The organism is Gandjariella thermophila (assembly GCF_005405885.1).
In the GTDB taxonomy this organism is placed as follows: Bacteria; Actinomycetota; Actinomycetes; order Mycobacteriales; family Pseudonocardiaceae; genus Gandjariella; species Gandjariella thermophila.
Genome location: NZ_BJFL01000020.1, coordinates 1 through 25014, shown reverse-complemented (window position 1 = coordinate 25014; position 25014 = coordinate 1). Strand labels below are relative to the sequence as shown.

Below are 25014 nucleotides of genomic sequence, written 5' to 3'. Positions count from 1 at the left end.
ATGCGCGTACTCCTGACGTCGCTGCCGGCCGAGGCGCATTTCAACACCATGGTTCCGCTCGCGTGGGGCCTGCAGGCCGCAGGACACGATGTGCACGTCGCCGTCAAGCCGCAGCTGGTCGACCGCGTGACGGGCGCCGGCCTCGTCGCGGTGCCGGTGGGCTCCGGTGACGAGCACGGCGGACTGCTGGGCCGGCTCGGCGCCGATCTGGTGGCCTTCTACTCGAGCATCGATTTCACCGGCATGCGCGACGACTCGGCGCAGCAGGTGCTGAGCGCCAACGACGTGCTGACCGGCACGTTCTACGCACTGGCCAACGACGCGTGTTTCATTCGGGAAATGGCCGAATATGTGGACTTCTGGCAGCCGGATCTCATCATCTGGGAGCAGTTCACGTTCTCCGGCGCGATTGTCGGCGCCGCGAAGAATATCCCGCACGGGCGGTTGGTGTGGAGCCCTGACCTCTTCTACCAGATGCGGCGGAAGGTTTCGTCCGCGCTGGCCGAACAGCCCCCGTGGCTGCGTGACGACGCGCTTGGCGACTGGCTGGCGGCCGCGGTCGGAAAGTTCGGTCGCGAATTCGACGAGGACCTACTCTTCGGGCAGTGGCAGATCGAGCTCTCGCCGCCCGAGCTCCGGATCCCGTCGCCACGGCAGAGCATTTCCGCCCGCTACGTGCCCTACAACGGGTCGTCGGTGGTGCCGGAGTGGCTGCGCGAATCCCCGAGCCTGCCCAGGGTCGCGGTGACGATGGGCATCACGGCGCGGGGCGGCAACTACGCGAACCCGGTCGACGTCGAAGCCGTGGTCCGGGAGCTGGCCGAGCTGGACGTCGAGGTGATCGCGACGCTGGGCGAGGCGGAGCAGGCCGAGTTCGGCCCAGTCCCGGACCGGGTTCGCCTCGTCGACTTCGTTCCGCTGCGCGCGCTCCTGCCGACCTGCGACGCGATCATCCACCACGGCGGCTCGGGCACCTGGGCAAGCGCGCTGGCGGCCGGCGTGCCGCAGATCATCGTCTCCAACCTGTGGGACAACGTCTTCCGCGGCCGGCAACTCGCCGAACTGGGTGCCGGGATCTACCTGTCGCCCGCCGAGGCGAGCCCACGGGTCGTGCGGGACAAGCTTGTGCCGCTGCTGACCGAGGACCGGTTCCGGGCCGGCGCGCGGCGGCTCAGGGACAGCATGCGATGCCAGCCGAGCCCGGCCGACATCGTGCCGCAACTGGAGGAGATCGCGAAGTGACGCCGCCCCGTGCGTCGACCGTGTGACCGGAGGAACTGAATTGGCTCTTTTCGCCGTGCTCGTGGCACCCCTGCCGTCCAGCCAGGTGCTGCCCGAGTTCCGCAGGATGCTGCCCGATGGCTTCGAGTACCACCGGAAGCTGATCGACGAGGGAGTGATCCAGCACAGCTGGATCCGCGTCGGCACCCAGGGTGGGCTGAACATCTACGACGTCGAGTCGCACGAACAGCTGTTGAAGGCGCTCTACTCGAACCCGATCAGCCACCACCTCAAGTTCGAAATCATCCCCCTCGCGTCCCCCGACAGCTTCGACCCGAGCACCTGGAGCGAGTAGGTGACTCCCGCGAGCGGCGGACCCGACGAGGTCACGAAGGAGTACCCGGTGGACGGTCTGAGCCTGGACGAGATCGAGCGGCTCATCGGGGCGGCAGACGGCCGCGACGACGACCTGTGGAAGACGATCAGCGGCCTCGGCGTCGCCCGGGTGGCGCGGCTGCTGGTCGAGGAGATCGTGTTCCGGGCCGATCCCGCGAACGTGCACCGCACGTTCGACGTCGGCCTGGAGCTCACCGGTGAGGGCATCGCCGAACCCGTCGGCTACGTCTTCCGGGTGCGTCCGGAAGGGCAGATCGAGTTCTTCGAGGGCACCAGCGCGACCGCGGTGCACGTCATCAGCTACGACTGCGCCGATCTGGTCCGCGATGTCTTCGGCCACGCCCGAACTCCCCGGCCCAGCCGGCGGGCGCTGCGCCCGCGGTTCGAGGAGTCGCACGACCCCTCCAGGGACCGCGACCTGCTGGAGTCGGTGCTGTACTCGCAGCGCGCCACGACAGCGGTGCTGTCCGGCATCGACGCGGCACCGCCCGATCTTGGCGAGCTGTCGACCCGGTACCTGTCCGACAAGTGGGGCGGACTGCACTGGTTCACGCCGCACTACGAACGGCACTTCGGCGGACTGCGGCACGAGCGGTTGCGGATCCTGGAGATCGGTATCGGGGGATTCGAAGGGCGGAGCACCGGTGGCGGGTCGCTGCTGATGTGGCGCCGGTACTTCCCGCGCGCGGTGGTGTTCGGCATGGACATCTTCGACAAGTCCGGTCTCGACCAGCCGCGCATCAAGACGCTGCGGGGCGACCAGAACAACGCGGACTGGCTCACCGGGATCGCCCGGGAGTACGGGCCGTTCGACATCATCATCGACGACGGGAGCCATATCAACGAACACGTGCTGCACTCGTTCTCCGTGCTCTTCGAGCACCTGCGGACCGGCGGCACCTACGTGATCGAAGACATGTGGACGTCCTACTGCCCGGGGTACGGCGGTGACGACGCGGCGGTGGCGGGCCCGTCGACGTCGGTCGGACTGGTCAAGAAGCTGGTGGACGCCCTGCACCACGAGGAGCACCACGTGGCGGCGGGGGTGGCCGCGGAAGGCGTCGCCTCGAAGGTGGCCGGCCTGCACGTCTACCGCAACCTGGCGTTCATCGACAAGGGGATCAACATCGACGGCGGGATCCCGCGGTTCATCCCGAGGCGGGGACTGGTGTGACCACCTGCCCGTGACGCCACGCGTCACGTCGTGACATGGATTGCACTTCGAGCGAGGTAGGAAATGTCTCAACGAGTCGCTGTGACGGGACTCGGAGTCGTCGCGCCGGGAGCGATCGGCACGGAAAACTTCTGGTCGTTGCTGGCAGAAGGGCGCACCGCGACCCGGAGGATCACGTTCTTCGATCCGGCTCCGTTCCGGTCCCAGGTAGCTGCGGAGATCGACTTCGACCCCGCCGAGATGGGTTTTTCTCCTCGTGAGATCCGTCGGATGGACCGGTTCGCCCAACTGTGCGTGGTGGCGGCGCGGGAGGCGGTGGCCGACAGCGGCGCCGACTTCGCCAACGCTGATCCGTATCGCGTGGCCGTGGTGATCGGAAGCGCGGTCGGCGCCACGATGTCGTTGGACTCCGAGTACCGGATCGTCAGCGACAGCGGGCGGTCCTGGCTGGTGGACCACGACTACGGCTCACCTCGGCTCTACGAGCAGCTCGTGCCCAGCTCGATGGCTGCCGAGGTGGCGTGGCTGGTGGACGCCCAGGGCCCGGTCACGGTGGTGTCCACCGGCTGCACCTCGGGCATCGACGCGGTCGCCTACGGCGCCGAGATCATCCGCGATGGGCGCGCCGACCTCGTGATCGCCGGCGCGAGCGACGCGCCGATCTCGCCGATCACCCTGGCGTGCTTCGACGCGATCAAGGCGACCACGCCGCGCAACGACACGCCGGCGGAGGCGTCGCGTCCGTTCGACAACACCAGGAACGGGTTCGTGCTCGGCGAAGGTGCGGCCGTGCTGGTGCTGGAAAGCGTGGCGCACGCCCGCCGGCGCGACGCGACGATCCACGGCGAGATCGCGGGCTTCGCCTCGGCGGCCAACGCGTACCACATGACCGGTCTGCGCAAGGACGGGTACGAGATGGCCCATGCGATCACGACGGCGCTCGCCGAGGCGAGGGTGTCGCCCGCGAGCGTCGACTACGTCAACGCACACGGTTCGGGTACGAAGCAGAACGACCGCCACGAGACGGCGGCATTCAAGAAGAGCCTGGGATCGGCGGCCTACAACGTGCCGGTGAGTTCGATCAAGTCGATGATCGGGCACTCGCTCGGCGCGATCGGCTCGCTGGAGATCGTGGCATCGATTCTGGCCATGAAGCACAACGTCGTTCCCCCGACCGCGAACCTCCAGCACCCCGACCCGGAGTGCGATCTGGACTACGTGCCGAGGACCGCGAGGGAACACCGGACCGACGTCGTGCTCACCGTGGGCAGCGGATTCGGGGGGTTTCAGAGCGCCATGGTCCTGACGAGTGGGCGGCACGATGAGCGATAAGGTGGTAGTCACCGGTATCGGCCTGCTCACCGCCAACGGCCTGAACACCGAGGACGTGTGGTCGGCCACGCTGAGCGGTCGCAGCGGACTGGCGACGATCAGCAGGTTCGACGCCGACCAGTACCCGGCTCGGATCGCGGGCGAGGTGTCCGGCTTCGTTCCAGAACAGCACATCCCCGGCCGGCTGATCCCGCAAACGGATCACATGACCCGGATGGCGCTGGCCGCGGCCGAGGGGGCGGTGCGAGACGCCAAGGTGGATCTGACGAACCTTCCCGAATTCGGCGCGGGAGTCGTCACCGCCGCGACCGCCGGTGGTTTCGAATTCGGCCAGCGCGAGCTGGAGAACCTGTGGAGCAAGGGGCCGGAACATGTCAGCCCCTACCAGTCGTTCGCGTGGTTCTACGCGGTCAACACCGGGCAGATCTCGATCCGGCACGGCCTGAAGGGCCCGGCCGGGGTCCTCGTCGGCGATCAGGCGGGCGGCCTGGACGCGGTGGCGCAGGCGCGACGTCAGGTGCGCAAGGGACTGGAGCTGATGATCACCGGCGGCGCGGACAGCGCGCTGTGCCCCTGGGGCTGGGTCGCCCAGCTCGCCAGCAACCGGATCAGTCGCGCGGCGGAGCCGGACCGGGCGTATCTGCCGTTCGACGGTCGAGCCTGCGGCTACGTCCCCGGAGAAGGCGCCGCCATGCTCGTCCTGCGGCCGGCCGCCGGTCGCGATGTGGTGCCGGCCGAGGCCTATGGAGAGATCGCCGGCCACGCCGCCACATTCGACCGCAGGTCGGCCGCCGGGACCTCCCCCGCGCTCCGCAAGGCAATCGAGATCGCCCTGGCCGATGCCTCGCTGACGCCCGGCGAGATCGACGTGGTGTTCGCCGACGGGCATGCCGTGCGGGGGCTCGACGACGCTGAGGCGGCGGCGGTCGCCGACGTGTTCGGCGCGCGACGGGTGCCGGTGACGGTGCCCAAGACGATGGTGGGGCGCCTCTATTCCGCCGGCCCGGTCCTGGACCTGGCCTTGGCTCTCCTGGCCATCCGGGACGGCGTGATCCCGCCCACGGTCAACAGCACCCCCGACCCGGACCACGTTCTGGATCTGGTTCTCGGCGAGCCTCGTGCTCAGCAGCTGAGCACGGCCCTGGTACTCGCGCGGGGGTACGGCGGATTCAACTCAGCGATGGTCGTGAAATCCATGGAGGGATGATTGCAGTGCCTGCACAACAGGTCACGGTCGATGACCTTCGACAGGTTCTGGCTGAGGTCGCGGGTGCGCCGAACCCGGTCGACGCGTCGATCGGTGCGGACGCCGCACTGGAGGACCTTGGCTACGACTCGATCGCCGTTCTGGCGGCGGTCGCGAAGATAGAGCGCGATTACGGCGTGAAGGTGGACGAAGAGGGACTGCCCACCGCGAAGAGGTTGTCCGACCTCGTCCAGCTCATCAAGTCGGCCTAGTTGTTCCCGCACGGTCGTGGAGGTGGAGAATTGTCGAGAATTGTGGCGAAGGTAGCGCTCGTCACCGGTGGGACGAGCGGAATCGGTCTGGCCATCGCGAAGCAACTCGCGCAGGCCGGTGCTCGGGTGTACCTGTGCGGGCGGCGTCGCGACGCGGTCGACGACGTGGTGAAGCAGTTACTCGGTGAAGGCCATGACGTGGCCGGGAGCCCGTGCGATGTGCGCAACGTGGACGACGTGCGTGCTCTCGTGCGGGCTGTGACCGAGAAGTACGGGCGTGTCGACATCCTGGTGAACAATGCCGGTCGTAGCGGCGGCGGCGTGACGGCCGAAATCTCGGACGAACTCTGGGCAGATGTGATCGACACCAATCTGAACAGCGTGTTCCTCGTGACCAGAGAAGTGCTCAAGAACGGCGGTATCCTCAATTCCGGTTGGGGCCGCGTCATCAACATCGCGTCGACCGGCGGCAAGCAGGGCGTTGTGCTGGGTGCGCCGTACTCGGCATCGAAGCACGGAGTAATCGGCTTCACGAAAGCTCTCGGCCTGGAGCTTGCCAAGACCGGCGTCACGGTGAACGCCGTGTGCCCGGGTTATGTCGAGACGCCGATGGCCGAGCGGGTGCGTAAGGGATATGCCGAGGTGTGGGACACCACCGAGGAGGAGGTGCTCGGCAGGTTCAACGCCAAGATACCGCTCGGGCGGTACTCGACGCCCGAGGAGGTGGCCGGACTGGTCGGCTACCTGGTGTCGGACGCGGCAGCTCCGGTGACGGCGCAGGCGATCAACGTGTGCGGCGGTCTCGGCAACTACTGAGGTTTGGACGTGTCATGCAGCGCAACGAAGTCACCGGGGTTCGGACCGAACACTCGAGGACCATCGCGGCCCCCGCCGCGACCGTGTACGACCTGCTGGCTGATGTCCGCGGCTGGCCGGTGATATTCCCGCCCACGATCCACGCCGAGTCGACCGACCTGGGCGGAGGGGACCAGCGGATCCGGCTGTGGGCGACCGCGAACGAAACGGTCAAGACGTGGACGTCGCTGCGCCGGCTGGACCCGCGGGGCCTGCGCATCGAATTCGCTCAGGAAACGCCGCAGGATCCGGTGGCCGCGATGCGCGGCGTGTGGACGGTCCGGCCGCTCTCGGCGGACACCTGCCGGGTCGAACTGGGCCACGAGTTCTCCGCGGTGGACGACGACCCGTCGGCCCTGTCATGGATCGAGCGCGCGGTCGAGACCAACAGCGCCAAAGAACTCGCCTCACTCGAGGCGGCCGCCACCCGCGCGGCCGGCGCGGACAAGCTTGTCTTCGAGTTCTCCGACAGCGTCGAGGTCCGCGGGCCGGTGCGGGACGCCTACGAATTCATCGACCGGGCGGACGCCTGGGCGGAGAGGCTGCCGCACGTCGCCGGCGTCAACCTGGCGCTGGTCGCGCCGGATGTCCAGCTGTTGGAGATGGACACTGTCGCCAACGACGGCTCGACGCACCGAACGGCGTCCTACCGGGTCTGCTTCCCGGATCGCGCGATCGTGTACAAGCAGACCACCTTCCCGCCGTTCCTGGGCGGCCACGTCGGGTGCTGGTCGTTCACCGAGTCCGACGATGCCTCGGTGGTCACGTCGAGCCACACGGTGGTGCTCAACCCAGCGGAGCTGGGACGCCTGCCGGAGTCGGCCCGTTCCGTCGACGCGGCCCGGCACTTCGTGACGCGGGCGCTGAGCGCGAACAGCCAGGCGACGCTGCGCCTGATGAAGGATTTCGTCGAGGGAAACGCCGGGAGCTGAGTGTGCCGTGTTGATTTTCGTCAACCTGTTCCGGGTTCACGGCAACCCGGACGACTTCGAGCGGACCTTCGCCGACACCTCGGCATTCATGACGAAGAAGGACGGGTACCGCAGGCACCGTCTCGTCCGGGTCAACGGTGACGAGCCGCGCTACCTCAACATCGCCGAGTGGGCCGACGAGGGCGCGCTGCGGGCCGCGGTCGCGGATCCCCTGTTCGAGCCGCACGCCCGGGCGCTGCGCGAGCACGCGTCGTCGGAGTCGTTGCTGTGCGAGGTCGTGCAGGAGTACCAGGCGTGAGCCGCACTCCGGTCTTGTGCTGATCACGAGAGAACCATCGGGACCTGGATAGGAAGCGGAGTTCACATGTCGGAGATTGTTGACGGGCCCACGGACCCGGCGTCGGTGATCGCGACGATGACGGAGTTCCACAGCGGCCTGCGGATCGGGCATATGCTGAGCGCGGTTGCCGAGTTGGGAGTCGCCGACCACCTGGCCGGCGGCCCGCTGACCGTCGACGAGTTGGCGGCTCGCACGGACACGCACGCCGACTCGCTGTACCGGGTGCTGCGCGCGCTGGCCAGCAAGGGCGTGTTCACCGAGGTCTCGCCGCGCACGTTCGGCCTGACGCCACTGGCCGACACACTGCGGACCGACTCCGAGCGTTCCATGCGGGACGTGTTCCGGCTGCAGGGCAAGCCGTTCATGCGCGACGCGTACGGGGCGATCGAGCACACCATCCGCACCGGCGAGCCGGCGTTCGAGCACGTCAACGGCACCACGTTGTTCGAGTACCTGGCGGCCCGGCCGGACATGACGGCGCTGTTCAGCAGGGCCATGGGTAACGGCGCCCGCCAGGTGCAGCGGGCCGCCGTGGCGGCCTACGACTTCGGTGGTATCCAGCGCCTCGTCGACGTGGGCGGCGCGCACGGCCACCTCATCGCGATGATCCTCGACCGTTACCCGGAGATGCGTGCCGTGCTCTTCGACCAGCCGCACGTCGTCTCCGGCGCCGGGAAGTTCCTGGAAAGCACCGGGCACGCCTCGCGGATCGAGGCGGTCGGCGGCAGCTACTTCGAGTCGGTGCCGGCCGGCGGCGACGCGTACGTGCTGTCCCACGTGCTCCACCAGTTGAACGATGACGAGGCGCTGGTCGTGCTGGGCAACATCAGGAACGCGATGGCCCCCGGCGCGAAGCTGCTGATCATCGACCCGATCCTGCCGGAAGGTGACACGCCGCATCCCGGGAAGTTCATGGACATCACGATGCTGGCCCTGACCCGCGGCCGGGACCGCACCGAGCAGGAACTCCGCGACCTGCTGGGCAAGGTGGGCCTGCGGCTCGTCGAGACGGTGGGTCTGACGGCGCCGTCCAGCATCGCGGTGGTGAAGGAGGCCTCGCCGGCGTGACGGGTCCAGGCACGCTGACGGAGTTGGCTGACGGCGCCTACGCGTACATCCAGTCGCCGGGCGGCTGGTGTGTGAGCAACGCCGGTGTGCTCCGGGGGCGGGACGGTCTCGTTGTCATCGACACCGTCGCCACGCTCGGCCGGGCACACGCGTTCCGGGACACGCTGGAACAGCTGGGGCAGGGACCGGTCCGCTTCGTCGTGAACACGCACCACCATGGCGATCACATCTTCGGCAACTGCGTGTTCGCGCCTCCGGCGACCGTGATCGCGCACGACGCGGCCCGCGCCGAGATCGACAAGGCCGGCCTGGGACTGCAACAGCTCTGGCCCGACGTCGACTGGGGCGAGATCTCCCTGGTGCGGCCGCATCTCACCTTCCCGGACCGGCTCGAACTCGACCTCGGCCCGCGGATCGTCGAGCTGCTGCACGTGGGGCCGGCGCACACGACGAACGACATCGTGGCGTGGCTGCCGGACTCGCGGGTGCTGTACGCCGGCGACGTGGCGATGAAGGGAGTGACGCCCTTCGTCCTGATGGGATCCGTCACCGGTTCGCTGCGGGCGCTCACCCGGCTGCGCCAACTCGGTCCGAGCACCATCGTGTGCGGCCACGGCCAGGTTTGCGGCCCGGAGGTGCTCGACGACAACGAGGAGTATCTGCGGTGGCTGCTCGATGTCGCGCGGGCCGGCGTCGCGCGGGGCTGGACGCCGCTGGAGGCAGCCCGTCGCGCGGACCTGGGCGCGTTCGCGCTGCTGCTGGACCCGGAGCGGATCCTGGGCAACCTCCACCGGGCCTACGTCGAACTGGTGAGCCCGGAGCTGCCGCTCGGCACGGAGTTGTCGGTGCTCGACGCGTTCCACGAAATGATCGACTTCAACGGTGGCCGGCTGCCCCGATGCGACGCCTAGGCCCGGACGAACGGACAGTGGAGATTGTGTGATGGCTGAGTTGTCAACAGTCGAGACCGGCGTGCGCCGGCACATCGTGTGGGCCGAGCTCGGACAGTTCTACGCCGAGCAGATGGCGATCCTCGACGATGGGGACGCCGAGGGCTGGGTGGACACCTTCACCGAGGAAGGGGTCTTCGTGCCGCCCAACGGCGCGCCGGAGGTGAAGGGGCGCGCGGCGCTGCTCGCCGGCACGCGGAGCACCGTCGCCCGGCTGAAGGAGGCGGGCACGGTCCGCCGCCACGTGCTGACCAACATGAACCTCGTCGAACTGGCCGACTCCAGCGCGCGGACGACGTCCTACGTGCTCATCGTCGACTCGGTCGCCGGCGAGACCCGGATCACGATGTCCACCGTCATGCGGGACGAACTGGTCTCGGACGGCCGCCGCTGGTACGTGGCACGGCGTGTGGTGCGCCGGGACGACGTCGTCGCGCCGAGTCCGTCGTAGCCGAGCCGTACCCGGATCGGCCGGGTGAGGGGTGGGTGCGAGCCGCCGGCGACAGCTGGTGCGTTGACAGGGACGGCGGCTCGCAACGCCCTGAGCGGGTACCACCAACTCCGCTGGCGGCGCGCCTCGTGTCACGTGACGCTGAGCCCGCCGTCGACCACGAGGACCGTGCCGGTGGCGAACGCGGCTTCCGGCTTGACGAGCTCCCCGACCCACCACGCGATCTCGGCGGTCTTGCCCACTCGCCCCAGCGGAGTCCGCTTCGCGATGTCGGAAAGGAACCGGTTGTAGTGCTCCGCGTCGGCGCCCATCGGGCCGCCGGGGCCGCGGTCGATCACGCCGGGCGCGATCGCCACGACCCGGATGCCCAACGGCGCCAGTTCAACGCTCCACGTCCTGGTGAGGAAGTCCAGTCCCACCTTCGTTGCGCCGAACGCGGAGAAGTGGGGCCACCCGCGCCGGCCCAGCGACCCGGCGGACGACACGTTGACCACGACGCCTCGGGAGTCGGCGAGGGCGTCGAGGGCCTGCCTGGTGAGCAGCATGGGTGCGCGCAGGTTGACCGCGATCTGACGGTCGATCGAGTCGCCGGAGAGCTCGCTGAGCGGGCAGGGCTCCGCGATGCCGGCGTTGTTGACCAGGATGTCGATCCGGCCGAACCTGTCGAGCGCGGTGGCGACGATGACCGCCGGCGCCTCCTCGGCGGTGATGTCGACGGCGAGCGGATGGATCGAGTCGTGCCCGGCCGCGGTCTCGGCCAGGGTCTGCTCGGTCCTGCCGACGATCATCACGTGGCAGCCCTGGGCGGCGAGTTCCCTGGCGACGGCGCGGCCGATGCCCGACCCGCCGCCGGTAACGATGGCCACGCGCTGCGGGTTGCGGTCTGCGTTGGTGGTCATGGCCGCAAGCGAACACGCTGTTCCTTGAGCAAGGCTTGAATTCGACTTTCATGACGGAAATGTATTCGTGACGACCCTGAGGAGTGTCGGCGATGAGTGGCCTGGTGGTGGAGACGTCGTCGGGACCAGTGCGCGGATTTCTCGACCGCGAGGTGCCGAACTGGCGCGGCGTGCCGTACGGGCGGATCGAGCGGCGGTTCCGCCCAGCCGTCCCGGCGCAGCGCGGCGACCTTGTCGACGCGACCCGCTGGGGCCCGATCAGTTGGCAGGTGCCGATCTACTCGGGGATGTCCTGGCAGGTCGTTTACCCCGACGCGGTCGAACACGAGGAATGCCTCAACCTGAACATCTGGTCGCCGGGCGCCGACGGCGGGTCCCGGCCGGTACTGGTGTGGCTGCACTCCGGTGGCCACGTGTACGGCAGCGGCAGTTCGCCGTCGATGGACGCCTGGGTCTACGCCGCCCGCCACGACGCCGTCATCGTCACCGCGAACTACCGGCTCGGGCCGTGGGGCTGGCTCTACCTCGGCGATCTCGACCCCGACTACGGTGACAGCGCCAACCTCCCGGTTCTGGACCAGATCCTGTTGCTCCGCTGGGTCCGCGACAACATCGCGCAGTTCGGCGGTGACCCGGCCAATGTGACCATCTTCGGCGTCTCCTCGGGTGCGTCGGACGTGGGAACGCTGCTGGGCGCCCCGGCGGCTCGCGGGCTGTTCCACAAGGCCGCGCTGTACAGCGGCAACGCCGAGACGCCGGTGACCAGGAATGAGGCGGTGCGCCGGGCGCGGCGGTTCATGGCCGAGGCCGGATCGCTCGCGGACACTCCGGCGGCGCTGGCCGCGGTGCCCAACGTGGCGCTGCGGCACATCCACCGCAAGCAGTTGAAGAACGACGGGCGGGTGTACTACGGACCGTTCGTCGACGGCGAGGTCCTGCCCAAGATGCCGATTGACGCCGTCGGTGACGGGCTCATGGCCGACGTTCCGTTGCTGGTGTCGGTCGTCGCGGCGGAGGCCAGGATGTACGACGCCTTCGCACCCGACATGGTCGACCGCATGTACGCGGCGCGGTCGGGTCCGGATCCCGACGCCGCCCATGACGCCAAGGTGGACTTCCTGACCGAGAAACTGTATTTCGAGCCGGCCGAGCGGCTGCTCGTGGCGGCGCACAAAGTCGGCACCCCGGGCTGGTGGCAGGTGTTCGACTACGTGCCCTCCAACTCGCCGATCGGCAACAACCCCATCTTCGGGGGCCGGCCGGTGCACGGCGTCGACGTGCCAGCGCTGTTCATCGACCCGGACGGCGCCGAGGGCACCGACGTGGACCGGGCGGTGGGCGCCGAGGAGCAGGGCGCGCTGATGGGGCTGGCGAGGGACGGGCGCCTTGGCTGGGAGCCGTGGTCCCCCGCGCAGCCCACGCCGCACCGGATCGGGCCGTAGCGGCGACGGACCCGGCTTTAGTAGATGCCCTCGATCACGCGCTCGCCGCCGAACGTCTCGACGGGCTTCGGGCCGGCTACCGAGTCACCGATCTGACCCGGCCGGCCCGGGACCCGGACGGCGCTGTCCCGTTCGAGGTTGTTGGGCAGGAACATGCCCTTGCTGATGTGGTTCATCACGACCTGGCCGCGCTCGCCGTACGCGACCGGCTGCCGCGTCCGCGGGTCAACCACCCGGAAGGTCACCACCGGGCTGCGCGGGTCGTAGATGATGTCGTCGTCCGGGCTGAGCCCGTCGCGTTCCCGAGCGCCCTCCAGGATCAGCGCGCTGTTGTACCGGCTGATCATGGTGACGTTCGGGAAGTGCTCGTAGGCGAGCTGGAACCGCTCATCCACGGTCATGTGCGCGCCGCCCCAGAACACCACGTCGATCTTGGAGTTGATCAGTTCGGCGAGCCGCGGCCTGCCGGCGCACGCCCGCAGCAGCGGGGGAGTGGTCACCAGCATGCCGACGCGCTGGCTTTCCAGGACGTGCTCGATCTGGTCCAGCACGTGTTCGACGTACGCCTTGACCTCGTCGTCCTTGCCCTGGCCGATCAGCTTCTTGACCCACCGCGGATCGATGTCGATGGAGAACTTGACGGTGTTCTGCCGCGCGACGACCCAGTCATACTGAGAGCCGATCTTGTGGGGTCCGGTCGGCGCCGCCACCAGGATGTTGGCCGGTTCCCGCCCGGCGAAAACCGGGCCCGCGAGCATACGGTCGACTGCGGCCTCGATCCAGTCCGGCATCAGGATGACCCGTTTCGGCGCGCCGGTGGTGCCGCCGGTCTCGAACACCTTCGGCGCCGGCGGGTTGGGCCCGTAGCCGCGGGGGATCAGGTCCTCGACGGCGACGTGCCGCAGCTCGTCGACGACGTTCGGGAACAGCGCCAGGTCCTCGTAGGTGCGCACGTCGTGCAACGGGTCGAAGTCGAGCTGCTCTGCTCGACGGAGCCAGAACGGGGACCCGGTCTCGGCGCCGAAGTGCCATTCGAGGGCGACCCTGAGGTACTCGTCGGGGTCGGTCGGATGGACTGCGGGATCAAGCGTCGCCCATTTCGGGTCCGCGCTGATGCCGGTCACGAAATACCTCCGGAGTGGTGCGTTCTGAGCAGGTGCATGGTCGGCCGAACGTCCGTGGCCTCGACCAGTCGACGGATCTCGTGGCTGATCAGCGCCGTGGTCGCGGCGTCGTAGCGGCTCTCGGCGTTGAGGGAGAACTTCAGGTCCAGCTCGCCGTCGGTGAGCGGGCGACCGGGGCCGCCCCGATTGGTCAGGCAGGCGACCTGTTCGGTGCGGCCGTCCAGGAGATGCGCGGTCACCCTGGCCGGCAGCTGGTCGGGAAAGATCCTGGTGCATTCGGGGTCCGCGTGGCACCGCACCTTGCCGGCCAGGTCGAGCACGTCGGCGCGACGGACCGCTGCGTCGGTGAAATCGTCGACGTACACACCGAGACCGCCGCCGCCGGTCAGCGCGGCGGCGACCGTGTACGGGCCGGAGAAGGCCGCCGCGTACCCGGTCGCCGGGGCGGCCTTGTCCGCCGCCGGTTCGGCGATCGTCCGCAACACCGGTTCGGCCACACCGAGTTCGATGGCGAGCACGTCATCGGGCCGCACGCCCCGGCGCCGCAACTCGATCGCCGCGTCGATGCCTGCGTGGCAGAAGTGGTTGCACGGGTACGGTTTGACGTGCACCTGGTCGGCGTGCCAGCGGTCGCCGAGCGCGGCGGTGACCCGGTCCGGTCGTGCGCGCTCGCCGCAGAACGCGCGGAAGAAGCCGAAGCGCCCCTCGAGCGCGGTGGGTGGCCCGGTGAGCCCGGCAACCGCCAACTGGGCCGCGGTGACCCCGCAGTGCGCCGCCCACCCGGTCTGTATCCGCTTGACCGTCCCCCCGGTCCGGTTCGCTTCGATCAGCCCGCTGGACATGCTGGCCGCGATGCTCCCGGCGGCCGCGATCGTGGCGGCGTCGCCGGCCAGCACCATCGCCGCCGCCACCGCGGACCCCACAGCGCCGCAGATGCTGGTCGCGTGTTGCCCTCGGTCGAAAAAGATCGAGTTCCGCTGTTCCTCGTCGTATCCGGCCATGCCCAGCCGGATGCACACCTCGGTGCCCACCGCCGTGGCGTCCAGCAGGCGTGGGCCGTCCAGACCGGCGGCCTCGGCGACGGCGAGCACGGCGGGTACGACCGACGCGCTGGGATGCAGCACCGATGGCAGATGCGTGTCGTCGTAGTCCATGCAGTGCGCCAGCGTGCCGTTGACGAACGCGGCCGAGGCGCTGGGCATGCGCTCGTGGTGGCCGATCGCGGTGGACTCGGGCCGGGCGCCCCACTGGCCGGTCACGGCGAGCACGGTGTGCAGGATGGGTTGCGCCGAGCCAAGGACCATCACGCCCACGGTGTCGAGCACGGCCCGCGTGGCGACGTCCCGCCGGGCCGCCGGCAGACCCTGCCGGGCGGCATGTTCGCTGAAGTCGGCCACATCGTCGATGAGCCCCCGGATGCCACTCATCGATGACCGCTCACGAGGGCGAGCGGGCGCAGCGGCGAGCCGGTCGCGCCGACGATGTTCAGCGGCGCCAGCACGAACGCGAACTCCGCGATCCCGCGGGCGGCGAGTTCGCCGAGACGAAGGTGCTCGATGATGTGTGTGCCGTGCTCGACGAGCAGGATCCGGTGCACCGGCAGGGTGGCGTGGCCGCGGCCCGGATGCACCTGCTCGAACGCGGAGGTGTCCGCGCCGGCCGCGACGATCCCGTGCTGGACCAGCCACTGCGCGGCATCCGGGGTGACTCCGGGCACGCCGGACTCGAACCCGAGATAGCGCTGCGGGTCCGACCACAGGCCGCTCCAGCCGGTGTTGACCAGGCAGACGCCACCCCGCTGCGGACGCACCCTCGCCTGCTCCGCGGCCTCGGCCAGATCCTCGGCGGTGATGCCGTAGCCGCCGGGGAGGTGCCGCACGCCGTGCAGCTTCGCCACGTCCAGCAGCACGCCGTGGCACAGCCTCGGCTGGATGGCGCCCACGCCGTGGACCGCGAACGCGCCGCCGGTCTGGGCCGCCATGGCGTCCACGCCACCGTGCAGCAGGCCGTGCTGGGACACGTGGGCGAGCGCGTCGATGTGCGTGCCGACGTGACCACCGGTCACGATCACCTCGTTCGCTGCGGACCCGCCGTCCGCCCGAACCATGTCCCCGTGGCGCCGCGAGAGCACCATGCGGAAGCCCGGATGGTTCGGCGAGCAGGGCATTCCGTTGGTGAGCGGCTGAGCGAGGTCGATCGCCTCCACGCCGGCCGCCACCGCAGCCAGCAGCGGGTCGCCGATCCGTTCTGAGTTGCCTGTCACGTCACATTCCCAACCAGGTCCAGGGCGCTGGCGAGTCGAAGGGTCTGCTGTGCGTTGGCGATGGCGGGCGGACCCACCATCTTGCCCTTGCTGTTGATGACGATCGACTGGTTCTGCGCCTCCGCGAGCGCGGCCGCCGCGCAGATCTCCATCGCCTCCTCGATCTCGTATGGCTGCGGCGTGTACACCCGGTGGATGACCGGCACCTGCGACGGGTGAATGGCCATGCGCCCAATGAATCCGAGCTGCTTGCCGTGCAGGCTGGTGGCCAGCAGTCCGTCCAGGTCCCGCGGATCGGGAAACACGCTCTGCAGCGGGTTCGGCAGGCCGGCGGCCCGCGAGGCGATGATCACCCGGGTTCGGGCGGCGTCCATGGTGGCGCCGTCCATGCTGGCGTACAGATCGGCACGCAGGTCGGATTCGCCCAGTCCCAGCATGCCGACCGACGGCGAGGCGGTGGCGAGCCGGTAGGCGTGCTCCAGCCCGTTCGCCGTCTCGATGAGCACGTGGATGACGGCCGAGCTGCCCGCCTGGCGCAGCAGCTTCGCCACCTGCCGGACCTCGCCGACCCGCTGCGTCTTGGCAAGCCGCACACCGGTCAGACCGACGCCGGCGACCGCCAGCACGTCCTGCTCGCAGAGCGTCGAGCGCATCGAGTTCAGCCGGACAAAGGTCGGTTTGGCGGTGGGCCGCGACGTGATGGTGGCGGCCGTTTCGCGGGCCAGAGGCTTCAGTGAAACCGGAACGGCGTCCTCGAGGTCGATGATCACGGCGTCCGCTTCGGAGTCGTATGCCCGCGCGATCCGGTCCGGCTGGTGACCGGGCACGTACAGACAGCTCCGGTAGACGGGGTACTCCGGCTGAGAGCCGCTCATGCGCCGGTCTCCTCCTTAGCCGAGCGGGGCAGCAACTCCCCGGTGTGTTCGCCCAGCCGGGGCCCGGCCCACCTGATGCTTCCGGGTGTCTGTGACAGCCGGAACGGCACCGCCGGCATGGTCACCGTGCCCAGGTCGGCGTCGGGCACCGAGGCCAGCAGTGACCGCGCCTGGAACTGCGGGTCGCTGGCGATGTCGCTGACCTCGTAGATGGGCGCGACCGCCGCGTCGACCCGCTCGAAGCCGGCCAGCACGGCGTCCCGGTCGTGCGCCGAGACCCAGCGTTGGATCGCCTCGTCGATGATCTCGCGGTGCTCGGCACGGCCGGAGCCGTGCGCGAACCACGGCTCGTCGCACAGCTCGGGCCGCCCCACCAGGCGCATGACGCGCTCGGCCACCGACCGCGCCGATGCCGACACCGCCACCCACCGGCCGTCCCGGCACCGGTACACACCGCGCGGGGCGTTGTTGTTCGAGCTGCTGCCCAGCCGGGCAGGCTTCACGCCGAGCTGGTCGTACTCGGTGAGCTGGGCGCCCAGCGAGCTGATCAGTGTCTCGGTGATCGCGACATCGGCGGTTTGCCCGCGGTCCAGCCGGTCGCGGGCGCGCAGCGCGATCAGCGTCGCGCAGGCGGCGTGCAGGCCGGCGACGACGTCACCCAGCGGGAAAGGCGGCAGCAGCGGCGGTCCGTCCGGTTCGCCAGACATGGCCGCCAGGCCGCTCATCGCCTCGGCGAGCGTGCCGAAACCCGGTTTGCGCCGGTACGGTCCGTCCTGGCCGAACGCGGTCACGCGGGTCAGCACCAAGCGCGGGTTGGCCTCGGTGAGCACCTCCGGGCCCAGACCCCACCGCTCCAGCGTGCCGGGCCGGAAGTTCTCGATGACGACGTCGGCGCCGGCGGCCAGGTCCAGGAACCGCGCCGCGTCCGGAGCGTCGGCGAGGTCGAGCACCACGCTCTTCTTGTTGCGGTTGAACACCTTCCACCACAGCGGAACGCCGTCCCTCGACCGGCCGTACCGGCGGAGCGGGTCTCCCGACGGGTGTTCAACCTTGATCACCTCGGCGCCGAAGTCGGCCAGTAGCCTGGCGGCGAAGGGCCCTGCGAGCAGGGTGGACACGTCGATGACGGTGAGACCGGCCAACGGCAGTTGCGTATCCGGCACAGCGCGCCCTTCTCGTCCTTGCGTAGACATCTCCCAGCGGGCCCATGTTCGCGAGGTCGACTATCGGGCTACTTGAGGATCTGCCGAGGACACGCTGAACCGGCGGAGTCGCCTGCCCGCGGTGGGCGGGAGCCAGGTCGTGGGGGTACGTCGAGGGCGGGACCGGCGGGCCGGTCCCGCCCTCGTGCACGCCGGCAACGCCGGCTCGCACCCCGTCGACCGTACGGCTGCTTGGGCAGTTGAGCGGTCGACGGGTGCCGTGTGGCGGCCGGTCGTGCGGTGAACGGGTCAGGGGCGTTCGTAGAAGCCGTCGAGACGACCGCGCGCGAGGACGTCACCGGCGGCGGCCACCACGTCGCGCGGCTTGGCGGAGTCCAGGGCGGCGTCGCTCGGTCCCGCGGTCAGCGGCCTGGCGAGAGCGAACAGTTGGAACACGTACCGGTGTGGACCGTGCCCTTTGATCGGCGCCGGCCCGAGGTAACCGCGGCCTCCGCCCGAGCGCAGCACGCGCACGCCGCTGGCGGGGTTCCGGGCGTCGAGAGCCCCCTGGGCAAGGCTGGTCACCGAGGCGTCGAGCAAAGCGACACCGTGGTTGAACGGCACGGGTGTTGGCGCGTCGGGGTCCTCAATGACCAGCAGCAACTGTGCGGTGTCGGCGGGCGGGGGGCTCCAGGTCAGGGCCGGTGACAGGTCCTTGCCGCCGGCCCGTTTGCCGGCGTGCACGGTGGGAATCGTCGCCTCGTGCTCGAAGTCGGGACTGCTCAGCGTCAGCGTATTCTCGCTGGCCAGGTTCGGTGAGTTCCACGCGAGGCCCGCCTGCCCCGCTCGCCGGTTCCTCAGCAACTTGCCCAGCAGTGCCATGGGTTTCTCCTTGTCGCGATGAGATGTGGGTGGGTCAGAGCCGCCGAGCGGCCGCGCGCACCAGCAGGGGTTCGGCGAAGCGGCAGATTTCCTCGGCCCCGTCGAACTCCTGGGTGGTCGGTTCGTCCCATTCGGGCAGGCTGGGCGCACCCGGCCAGTTGTGGCCGCCGCCGAACACCGTCCATGCCACGACCCGGGTGCCACCGACGCCGCCCGCTGTTGTGGTGCGGCTGGAGAATTCGGTGGTGTCCGTTCTGGCCGAACCGGGCGGGCACCGGTTGATGGCCCGCCAGTGCTCGGCCGTTTCCCGAAGCGACAGCGTGGCGGTGCGTGAGCGCCCGTGGAGTCCGCGGTGCCGGGAGTATCCGCGGCCGATCGGTGAGACCTTGTCAGCCGTGCCGTGGACCAGCATCGCCGACACGGCGTGCGTCGGCCGGATGTCACACAGGGCTGCCGGCAGCCCGCCTGCGACGGCCGCCAGGACCGCCACCTGGTCGCCCGCCTCCAGCGCCAGGCGGTGGGCCATGAACGCGCCGTTGGACATTCCTGCCACCACGGACCGCTCGGGCGATGTGCCGTACCGTTCGGCTGACCAGTCGATGATCGCGCGAAGGAAGACGACGTCGTTCACCCCCGCCGCCTCGGCCCTCGTGACGCCACGGCCGTCCGCCCAGCTCCCCCGGTGGCCGTCGGGGTAGGCAATCGCCCATCCCCATGCGTCCGCTTGCTTGTCGAAAGTCGTCCAGCGGCGCATGGTGTGTCCACTGGCGTCCGGATGGTTGCCGTGCAGCACGAGCACGAGCGGCATCGGCCGGTCATCCGGCGCCGCCTGAGGCAGGCGGATCGTGAAGCTGCGATCCCGGCCGCCTATCCTCAGCTCGCCAGCAACCAGCTCGCCATCGCTCGCCACGTGCTGTCCCCCTTGGCCCCAGATATGCGCAACGAAAACCGGGTAGCTGTGTTGCGCTTTAGCTGTCTCGCACTTTAGCGGAGACCGGAGGGAACCGGGCGAGCATGGGAGATGACTCGACAGCCGGTGGTTGGCGGACGTTCCCGCGACCGGACGCGGCGGCGATCGCGAACTGACGCTGTCGCAAGCCTAACGTCTTGATCGTGAGGAAGTGCACACCGTCGCCGATCTGGCCGGTCCGCGCCACCGCCGGCGGCGTGCATGGTCTTTCGGGTCTGCCTGGAGCAATCCGGTGGTGCTCAAGCGTGCCTCAATGCCGAGATGCCAGGCTCGGGGCACGACCCGCGGACCGCGCGCGGGTTCGATCCTCCTCATCACGTGAGAGCGGGAGACCAATCATGCGTTTCGGCATCAACTTCTTCCCGACCCTCGGACCGGCTGACAGGTCCGCCGCGCAGTACTACGACGAGTGCCTTCGGCTGACCGAACTCGCCGACGAACTTGGGTACCACCATGTGAAGACGGTCGAGCACTACTTCTTCCCCTACGGCGGCTACAGTCCCGATCCCGTGACGTTCCTCGCCGCGGCGTCGGCGCGAACTCGCCGGTTGCGGCTCGTCACCGGGGCGGTCATTCCGGCCTTCACACATCCGGTGAAGCTCGCGGCGAAGCTCGCCATGCTGGACAACATCTCGCGGGGACGGTTGGACGTCGGGTTCGGTCGCGCCTTCCTGCCGGACGAGTTCGAGGCGTTCCAGGTTCCGATCGACGAAAGTCGGGACCGCTTTGACGAGAATGTCGAGGCGATCCGCCGCCTGTGGAGCGAGGAGGACCTGCTGTGGCGGGGCCGGTTCCACCAGTTCGGTCCGGTCACCCTGCTGCCCCGTCCCTACCAGGAGCCGCATCCGCCGATCCTGGTGGCCGCGGCGTTCACGCCCGCCTCCTGCGAGCGGGCCGGGCGCAACGGCTACGGACTGCTGCTCGTCCCCTCGATCTCGTCCCGGGAGCGGGTGCAGGAGATGCTGCGCCTCTACCGCGCGGCACGGGCCGAGGCCGGGCACGACCCGCAGAAAGGCCAGATCCACATGAGCTACCTCGCGGCCATCGCCGAGGACGGCGCGCAGGCCCGCCGGGCCGGTCAGGAGCAGTCCGAGCACTACTCCGCGCGTCTTGTCGACGCCGTTGCCTCCTGGGGGCGGACACGCAGCGACGCCTACGCCGGGTACGAGCGACTCGTCGAGCAGGTGCGGAAGACGGACTACTGGCAGCAGTTGGCGGAGAACAAGGTGCTGGCCGGTACGCCGGACGAGGTGGCGGGGCAACTCGAGGCAATTCGCGAGTGGTTCGGCGACGTCACGGTGAGTCTCCAGGTGAACTCCGGGACCACGAGCTACGAGGAAGCCGAGCGCAGCCTGCGCCTGTTCGCCGACCACGTGCTGCCCCGACTCGACACGACCGCACCTGCCCACGCCTGATCCGATACCCTGTGCCAGCACTTTTGCACCGCCACTGAACCTGAGGCCGGCGCCGCTGTTTTCCAAATCTCTTTTCAGGAGTCCGCCGCGCAACGCTCAGTCAACTGAGGCCCTTGGTTTGATCTTCCGTCTGTCGCGGGAAGGAATGGTCAACCAAGGGCCTCATCCGTGACCATCCGGTCCGTGCCGGTCACCCGAAGGCGAAAAATCAAGCTAGCGACTCATCGCGGGTTCCTGTGCGAGCGGTTCCGGCAGGGGATCGGCATGGATGATGTGCAGGTTGCTGACCGCTCGGGTCAGGGCGACGTACAGGCGCTGGAGGCCGCGGTCCTCCGCTTCGGCGATGCGGGACGGTTCGACCACCACGACCGTGTCGAATTCGAGTCCCTTGGCGAGGGTGACCGGAGTGAGGGTGAGCCGTGCGGTATCCAGGTCTGTTCCGTTGGGGCCCAGGACGGTGTGCTGGAATCCGCTGTCGGAGAGGGCTTGATGGATCTCGGGGATGTCGTCGTCGGCGGCGATGAGGCCGACCGATCCTTCCTCGGCCAGTGCGCCGGCACATGTCGCGATGATTGCCTTGGCCGTCTCCTCGGGCGCGGTTTGGGTGATGCGGAGGGCGTCGGCGGAGTGACGGAACGATGCTGGGCCGCGTATTTCTGGGGCGATATGTGGCAGGAGGCGGGCGGCGTAGTCGATGACCTCCGCGGGAAGGCGGTAGCCGCGCGTCAGTTCCTCGATCTGGCCGTCGGGTCGGTCAAGGTGAGTGAGGACCGCGGTCCAGTCCTGGACCGCGGCGGGGCTGGTGGCCTGTGCCAGGTCGCCGAGGACGGTGCAGGAGCCGGCCAGGCGGCGGGCGATCGCCCGGAGCTGCATCGGGCTGAGGTCCTGGGCCTCGTCGACCACGACGTGGCCGAGTTTCGCGGGGCGCTCGATCAGCGCCGCGGCCTCGGCCAGAAGAGCCAGATCATGGCTGCTCCAGGTCATCGCATGCACGCTGCGCGGGCGAGGCTGGACCAGGATGGCCTGCTGCTCGTCGGGGGAGAGGATTCCGTCCGCGGCGTGCGCCAGGTGGGCTTGGTTGGTGAGGAGATCGAAAATCAGCCGGGTGGGGTCGACCGTGGGCCACATCCGCCGGACGGCCCGACTGACCGCCTTGTGGCGACGAAGCTGCTGGCGTGTGGCGGGGACGGCGGAGGTCCCGGACTGCTCCATCTGGCGCAACACGTGCAGGGCCAGGCGCTCAGCCAACAGCTCCCGACCAGCGTTGTAGTCGATCCCGCGGCTGACCACGGCGTCGAGTTCCCGGGCAAGTTCCTCGCCGGGCACGCGCCACGTGCGGTGCTGATACTTGACCTCCAGCGTCTCCCCGAGCGGTTGGATCCGTGACCGCAGGTGACGTTGGATGACCTCGGCCATGCGGGCATCGCCCTTGAGCCGTGCCGCCCGCGGAGCGTCGACACGGCCGACGGTGATGCCCGATCCGGTGAGCTCGTCGATGGTGGTCTGGATGGCCTCTACCTCGCCGAGAGCGGGCAGGACGTTGTGAATGTAGGAGAGGAAGGAGCGGTTGGGACCGACGACGGCGACTCCGCCCTCCTTCCGCAATCGTTCCCGCTCGGCGTAGAGCAGATATGCCAGACGGTGCAGGCCCACCGCGGTCTTGCCGGTGCCGGGCGCGCCCTGGATGCACAGCGTGCGCTCCAGCGGAGCGCGCACCAGGACCATCTGTTCGGGCTGGATCGTGGCCACGATGTCGCGCATCGGGCCCTTGCGGGGCCGCTCGATCTCGGCGGCCAACAGGCCATTCCCGCTGGCGGAGGCGACCTGAAGGTGCAGCGGTTCGTCTTCGTAAGCGGTCAACACACCGCTGTGATCGAAGCCGTACCGGCGGCGCACCCGAACTCCCATCGGGTCCTGGTAGCTGGCCTCGTAGAAGGCCCGCGCCAGCGGGGCACGCCAGTCGACGACCATGGGCTCGCCGTCGTCGTCGCGGACACCACGGCGGCCGACATAGACAAGATCGCTACTCGACGTGTGGGTATGGGCTCGAGTCGCGCGATCCCTGTCGGTGCCGCTGTCGTACACCTCTCCCGGCGGGTACTCCAGGCGCCCGAAGAACAACGGCGCGCCGTCGGGGTCGGACAGCTCCTTGATCACCTGGACCTGGAACTGGCGCAACACGTGGTTGAAGTACTTGTCCGTGATGGCGTCGCCCTCGCCCGCGCCCGTGGCCAGCATGGTCTGGACCTCCTCGCGCATGCGGGTCAGCGTTGCGCGACAGGTGTCCATGTAGTCGCGTTCGGCGCGGATCTCGGGCTCGACAGCGTCGTCCTGGCCAGGCTGGTGCATGGTCGTGTTAGACCTCACAGTGAGAAGCAGGTACACTTAACTCAGTAAAGTATACAACCGAGACAACTTATTAACCAAGTTAAGCTTGGATAGGCTAGGCACATGGACGAACTCGGACTGCGGGAGCGCAAGAAGATCCGCACCCGCGAGGCGATCATGGAAGCAGCCTTCGCCCTGCTCCAGGAATCGGGGTTCGACGAGGTCTCCGTCGCCGACATCGCCGCCGCTGCCGGGGTGTCCAAGCCCACGCTGTTCGCCTACTTCCCGACCAAGGAGGACCTCGTCCTCCGCCGGTTCATTGGCGACCGCGGGGGGCCCGCGCACATCGTCCGGGACCGCCCACGCGGCGTGTCCGCGCTGCGGGCGCTGCGCCAGAACTTCCTTGATCGGCTCGCCGAGCGCGCCCCATTGACCGGCCTGAACGACACCCCGCCGGCGATCCTGTTCCACAACCTGCTGTACTCCACGCCCACCCTGATGGCCCGCCTGACGGGCTACATGCTCGACCAGGAACGAGACCTGGCCGACGAGCTACTGGCCTCCGGAGAGTGCGGCGACGAGTTCACGGCACGCATCGTGGCCGCACAGGTCTTCGGCATCCAGAGAATCCTCGCCGACCACAACGCCCGGGACATACGCTCCGGACGCAGCGCCGACGACGCCTACCACGCGGCGGTCACCCGTGCCCATACGGCCTTCGACCTTCTGGAGAACGGCTTGGCGGAACGAGGCGTGCCCGAAAGTGCGCGTGTGGGGCGGTGATGATTCCCGGTTCCGGGTGATGCGGTCGACGTAGAGCAGCTCGAGTGACCGAAACCCCACGTGAGGTCGATGGTGGACAGGTGGTTCGGGGAGTGCGCCGTCAGGGACTCGAACCCCGACCTGGCCGGGGCACCGCGTAGGGTCGTCGCCGGAGCACCCGCGAGCGGGCACTCTCGTGTTGCCGCGGACCTCGGCGACATACCACCGGATGTTGCCGATGGAGGGCCGATGCAGCCAGCCGAACCAGTTGCCCGTGTCCGTAGTGACTATGCGGAGTTGCTTCGACGTGTGAAGGCGGCTGGGCTGCTCGACCGCCGACCGGCCCATTTCGCCATCCGGACCGCAGTGATCGGTCTCCTCTTCGTGGGCGGCTGGGTGGCCTTCGCTCTGTTGGGGCCGTCCTGGTGGCAGTTGGTCGTTGCGGCCGGCCTCGCGGTGGTCTTCGCTCAGGTGGGCTTCCTCGGCCACGATGCGGGACATCGGCAGGTGTTCAGGTCCCGTCGGGCCAACGACGTCGTCGGGTTCCTCAGCGGCAATCTTGGAATCGGTCTGAGCTTCGGCTGGTGGGTGGACAAGCACAACCGGCACCACGAGCGTTATTCAGGCCGGCTTGATCACCTCAAAGTAGGGCAACGACCCCGATCAGATAAGATCGTTTTCCTACCACAGAACACGACTTACAGGCGGGGCCGTTGCGTTACCAGTCTACTACAG

25 protein-coding genes are annotated in these 25014 nt (G+C 69.0%); 16 read left to right on the top strand and 9 right to left on the bottom strand.

Features of this window, described 5'->3' with window-relative positions; translation table 11 throughout:
* The 12 genes from FFT21_RS18005 to FFT21_RS17950 all read left to right on the top strand — a co-directional run bounded on the left by FFT21_RS18005 (position 1) and on the right by FFT21_RS17950 (position 10177).
* A complete protein-coding gene (locus FFT21_RS18005; RefSeq protein ID WP_225978535.1) occupies positions 1-1242 on the top strand; it encodes an activator-dependent family glycosyltransferase in 1242 nt (413 codons plus the stop codon).
* 40 nt (positions 1243-1282) lie between these two features.
* A complete protein-coding gene (locus FFT21_RS18000; protein WP_225978524.1) occupies positions 1283-1576 on the top strand; it encodes a muconolactone Delta-isomerase family protein in 294 nt (97 codons plus the stop codon).
* Positions 1577-2791, top strand: coding sequence for a class I SAM-dependent methyltransferase (locus FFT21_RS17995; RefSeq protein WP_137815059.1), 1215 nt, complete (start codon positions 1577-1579; stop codon positions 2789-2791).
* Between the two features lie 63 nt (positions 2792-2854).
* Positions 2855-4123 (top strand): beta-ketoacyl-[acyl-carrier-protein] synthase family protein, encoded by a 1269-nt coding sequence (locus FFT21_RS17990; RefSeq protein WP_137815058.1) that lies wholly within the window; start codon positions 2855-2857, stop codon positions 4121-4123.
* Positions 4101-5330, top strand: a complete 1230-nt coding sequence (locus tag FFT21_RS17985; RefSeq protein ID WP_307722947.1) for a ketosynthase chain-length factor — start codon at positions 4101-4103, stop codon at positions 5328-5330. Before FFT21_RS17990 ends, FFT21_RS17985 begins: the two co-directional genes overlap by 23 nt.
* A 5-nt stretch (positions 5331-5335) precedes the next feature.
* Positions 5336-5581 (top strand): acyl carrier protein, encoded by a 246-nt coding sequence (locus FFT21_RS17980; protein ID WP_192909609.1) that lies wholly within the window; start codon positions 5336-5338, stop codon positions 5579-5581.
* A gap of 42 nt (positions 5582-5623) precedes the next feature.
* Positions 5624-6397 (top strand): 3-oxoacyl-ACP reductase FabG, encoded by a 774-nt coding sequence (gene fabG, locus FFT21_RS17975; protein WP_225978523.1) that lies wholly within the window; start codon positions 5624-5626, stop codon positions 6395-6397.
* 14 nt (positions 6398-6411) lie between these two features.
* Complete coding sequence (locus tag FFT21_RS17970; RefSeq protein WP_137815055.1) at positions 6412-7368, top strand: aromatase/cyclase; 957 nt, start codon at positions 6412-6414, stop codon at positions 7366-7368.
* Between the two features lie 7 nt (positions 7369-7375).
* Entirely contained in the window at positions 7376-7666 is a 291-nt protein-coding gene (locus FFT21_RS17965; protein WP_225978522.1) for an antibiotic biosynthesis monooxygenase family protein, read from the top strand.
* A gap of 66 nt (positions 7667-7732) precedes the next feature.
* Positions 7733-8776: a methyltransferase gene (locus FFT21_RS17960; protein ID WP_137815053.1), complete on the top strand. Its 1044-nt coding sequence runs from the start codon at positions 7733-7735 to the stop codon at positions 8774-8776.
* Complete coding sequence (locus FFT21_RS17955) at positions 8773-9687, top strand: MBL fold metallo-hydrolase (RefSeq protein WP_225978521.1); 915 nt, start codon at positions 8773-8775, stop codon at positions 9685-9687. The genes FFT21_RS17960 and FFT21_RS17955 overlap by 4 nt, the downstream gene beginning before the upstream one ends.
* A 31-nt stretch (positions 9688-9718) precedes the next feature.
* Positions 9719-10177, top strand: coding sequence for a nuclear transport factor 2 family protein (locus FFT21_RS17950; protein ID WP_137815052.1), 459 nt, complete (start codon positions 9719-9721; stop codon positions 10175-10177).
* 131 nt (positions 10178-10308) lie between these two features.
* Here the strand turns inward: FFT21_RS17950 and FFT21_RS17945 are convergent, their stop codons facing one another.
* A complete protein-coding gene (locus tag FFT21_RS17945; protein WP_137815051.1) occupies positions 10309-11076 on the bottom strand; it encodes an SDR family NAD(P)-dependent oxidoreductase in 768 nt (255 codons plus the stop codon).
* Between the two features lie 92 nt (positions 11077-11168).
* Here FFT21_RS17945 and FFT21_RS17940 point away from each other — a divergent pair, with 92 nt between their 5' ends.
* Positions 11169-12518 (top strand): carboxylesterase family protein, encoded by a 1350-nt coding sequence (locus FFT21_RS17940; RefSeq protein WP_137815050.1) that lies wholly within the window; start codon positions 11169-11171, stop codon positions 12516-12518.
* A gap of 17 nt (positions 12519-12535) precedes the next feature.
* On the opposite strand, the gene FFT21_RS17935 is transcribed toward FFT21_RS17940, so the two are convergent.
* The 7 genes from FFT21_RS17935 to FFT21_RS17905 all read right to left on the bottom strand — a co-directional run bounded on the left by FFT21_RS17935 (position 12536) and on the right by FFT21_RS17905 (position 19714).
* Complete coding sequence (locus FFT21_RS17935; RefSeq protein WP_225978520.1) at positions 12536-13642, bottom strand: phenazine antibiotic biosynthesis protein; 1107 nt, start codon at positions 13640-13642, stop codon at positions 12536-12538.
* Entirely contained in the window at positions 13639-15069 is a 1431-nt protein-coding gene (locus FFT21_RS17930) for an MmgE/PrpD family protein (protein ID WP_137815049.1), read from the bottom strand. Before FFT21_RS17930 ends, FFT21_RS17935 begins: the two co-directional genes overlap by 4 nt.
* On the bottom strand, positions 15066-15905 hold the full coding sequence (locus FFT21_RS17925) for a cyclase family protein (RefSeq protein WP_225978519.1): 840 nt from the start codon (positions 15903-15905) through the stop codon (positions 15066-15068). Before FFT21_RS17925 ends, FFT21_RS17930 begins: the two co-directional genes overlap by 4 nt.
* On the bottom strand, positions 15902-16780 hold the full coding sequence (locus FFT21_RS17920) for an HpcH/HpaI aldolase/citrate lyase family protein (RefSeq protein WP_137815048.1): 879 nt from the start codon (positions 16778-16780) through the stop codon (positions 15902-15904). Before FFT21_RS17920 ends, FFT21_RS17925 begins: the two co-directional genes overlap by 4 nt.
* Positions 16777-17922: a CaiB/BaiF CoA transferase family protein gene (locus FFT21_RS17915; RefSeq protein WP_225978518.1), complete on the bottom strand. Its 1146-nt coding sequence runs from the start codon at positions 17920-17922 to the stop codon at positions 16777-16779. Before FFT21_RS17915 ends, FFT21_RS17920 begins: the two co-directional genes overlap by 4 nt.
* Positions 17923-18231: 309 nt before the next feature.
* Positions 18232-18804, bottom strand: a complete 573-nt coding sequence (locus FFT21_RS17910) for a YbhB/YbcL family Raf kinase inhibitor-like protein (RefSeq protein ID WP_137815046.1) — start codon at positions 18802-18804, stop codon at positions 18232-18234.
* A 34-nt stretch (positions 18805-18838) separates the two neighbouring features.
* Complete coding sequence (locus tag FFT21_RS17905; protein ID WP_192909608.1) at positions 18839-19714, bottom strand: CE1 family esterase; 876 nt, start codon at positions 19712-19714, stop codon at positions 18839-18841.
* Between the two features lie 398 nt (positions 19715-20112).
* Between FFT21_RS17905 and FFT21_RS17900 the strand changes: the two genes are divergently transcribed.
* Positions 20113-21189 (top strand): LLM class flavin-dependent oxidoreductase, encoded by a 1077-nt coding sequence (locus FFT21_RS17900; protein WP_137815044.1) that lies wholly within the window; start codon positions 20113-20115, stop codon positions 21187-21189.
* A gap of 213 nt (positions 21190-21402) precedes the next feature.
* Here the strand turns inward: FFT21_RS17900 and FFT21_RS17895 are convergent, their stop codons facing one another.
* Positions 21403-23574, bottom strand: coding sequence for a HelD family protein (locus FFT21_RS17895; protein ID WP_225978517.1), 2172 nt, complete (start codon positions 23572-23574; stop codon positions 21403-21405).
* 66 nt (positions 23575-23640) lie between these two features.
* Here FFT21_RS17895 and FFT21_RS17890 point away from each other — a divergent pair, with 66 nt between their 5' ends.
* A complete protein-coding gene (locus FFT21_RS17890) occupies positions 23641-24300 on the top strand; it encodes a TetR/AcrR family transcriptional regulator (RefSeq protein ID WP_137815043.1) in 660 nt (219 codons plus the stop codon).
* Positions 24301-24528: 228 nt separating this feature from the next.
* On the top strand, positions 24529-25014 hold a 486-nt coding region (locus FFT21_RS17885; protein WP_192909607.1), incomplete at its 3' end, for a fatty acid desaturase family protein.

Bases quoted from the DNA above. Each gene is read 5' to 3' on its own strand.
- FFT21_RS17970 (WP_137815055.1), top strand. From the start codon at position 6,412: ATGCAGCGCAACGAAGTCACCGGGGTTCGGACCGAACACTCGAGGACC.
- FFT21_RS17940 (WP_137815050.1), top strand. From the start codon at position 11,169: ATGAGTGGCCTGGTGGTGGAGACGTCGTCGGGACCAGTGCGCGGATTT.
- FFT21_RS17920 (WP_137815048.1), bottom strand. From the start codon at position 16,780: ATGAGCGGCTCTCAGCCGGAGTACCCCGTCTACCGGAGCTGTCTGTAC.
- FFT21_RS17890 (WP_137815043.1), top strand. From the start codon at position 23,641: ATGGACGAACTCGGACTGCGGGAGCGCAAGAAGATCCGCACCCGCGAG.
- FFT21_RS17910 (WP_137815046.1), bottom strand. From the start codon at position 18,804: ATGGCACTGCTGGGCAAGTTGCTGAGGAACCGGCGAGCGGGGCAGGCG.
- FFT21_RS18005 (WP_225978535.1), top strand. From the start codon at position 1: ATGCGCGTACTCCTGACGTCGCTGCCGGCCGAGGCGCATTTCAACACC.
- FFT21_RS17900 (WP_137815044.1), top strand. From the start codon at position 20,113: ATGCGTTTCGGCATCAACTTCTTCCCGACCCTCGGACCGGCTGACAGG.
- FFT21_RS17960 (WP_137815053.1), top strand. From the start codon at position 7,733: ATGTCGGAGATTGTTGACGGGCCCACGGACCCGGCGTCGGTGATCGCG.
- FFT21_RS17930 (WP_137815049.1), bottom strand. From the start codon at position 15,069: ATGAGTGGCATCCGGGGGCTCATCGACGATGTGGCCGACTTCAGCGAA.
- FFT21_RS17950 (WP_137815052.1), top strand. From the start codon at position 9,719: ATGGCTGAGTTGTCAACAGTCGAGACCGGCGTGCGCCGGCACATCGTG.
- FFT21_RS17945 (WP_137815051.1), bottom strand. From the start codon at position 11,076: ATGACCACCAACGCAGACCGCAACCCGCAGCGCGTGGCCATCGTTACC.
- FFT21_RS17990 (WP_137815058.1), top strand. From the start codon at position 2,855: ATGTCTCAACGAGTCGCTGTGACGGGACTCGGAGTCGTCGCGCCGGGA.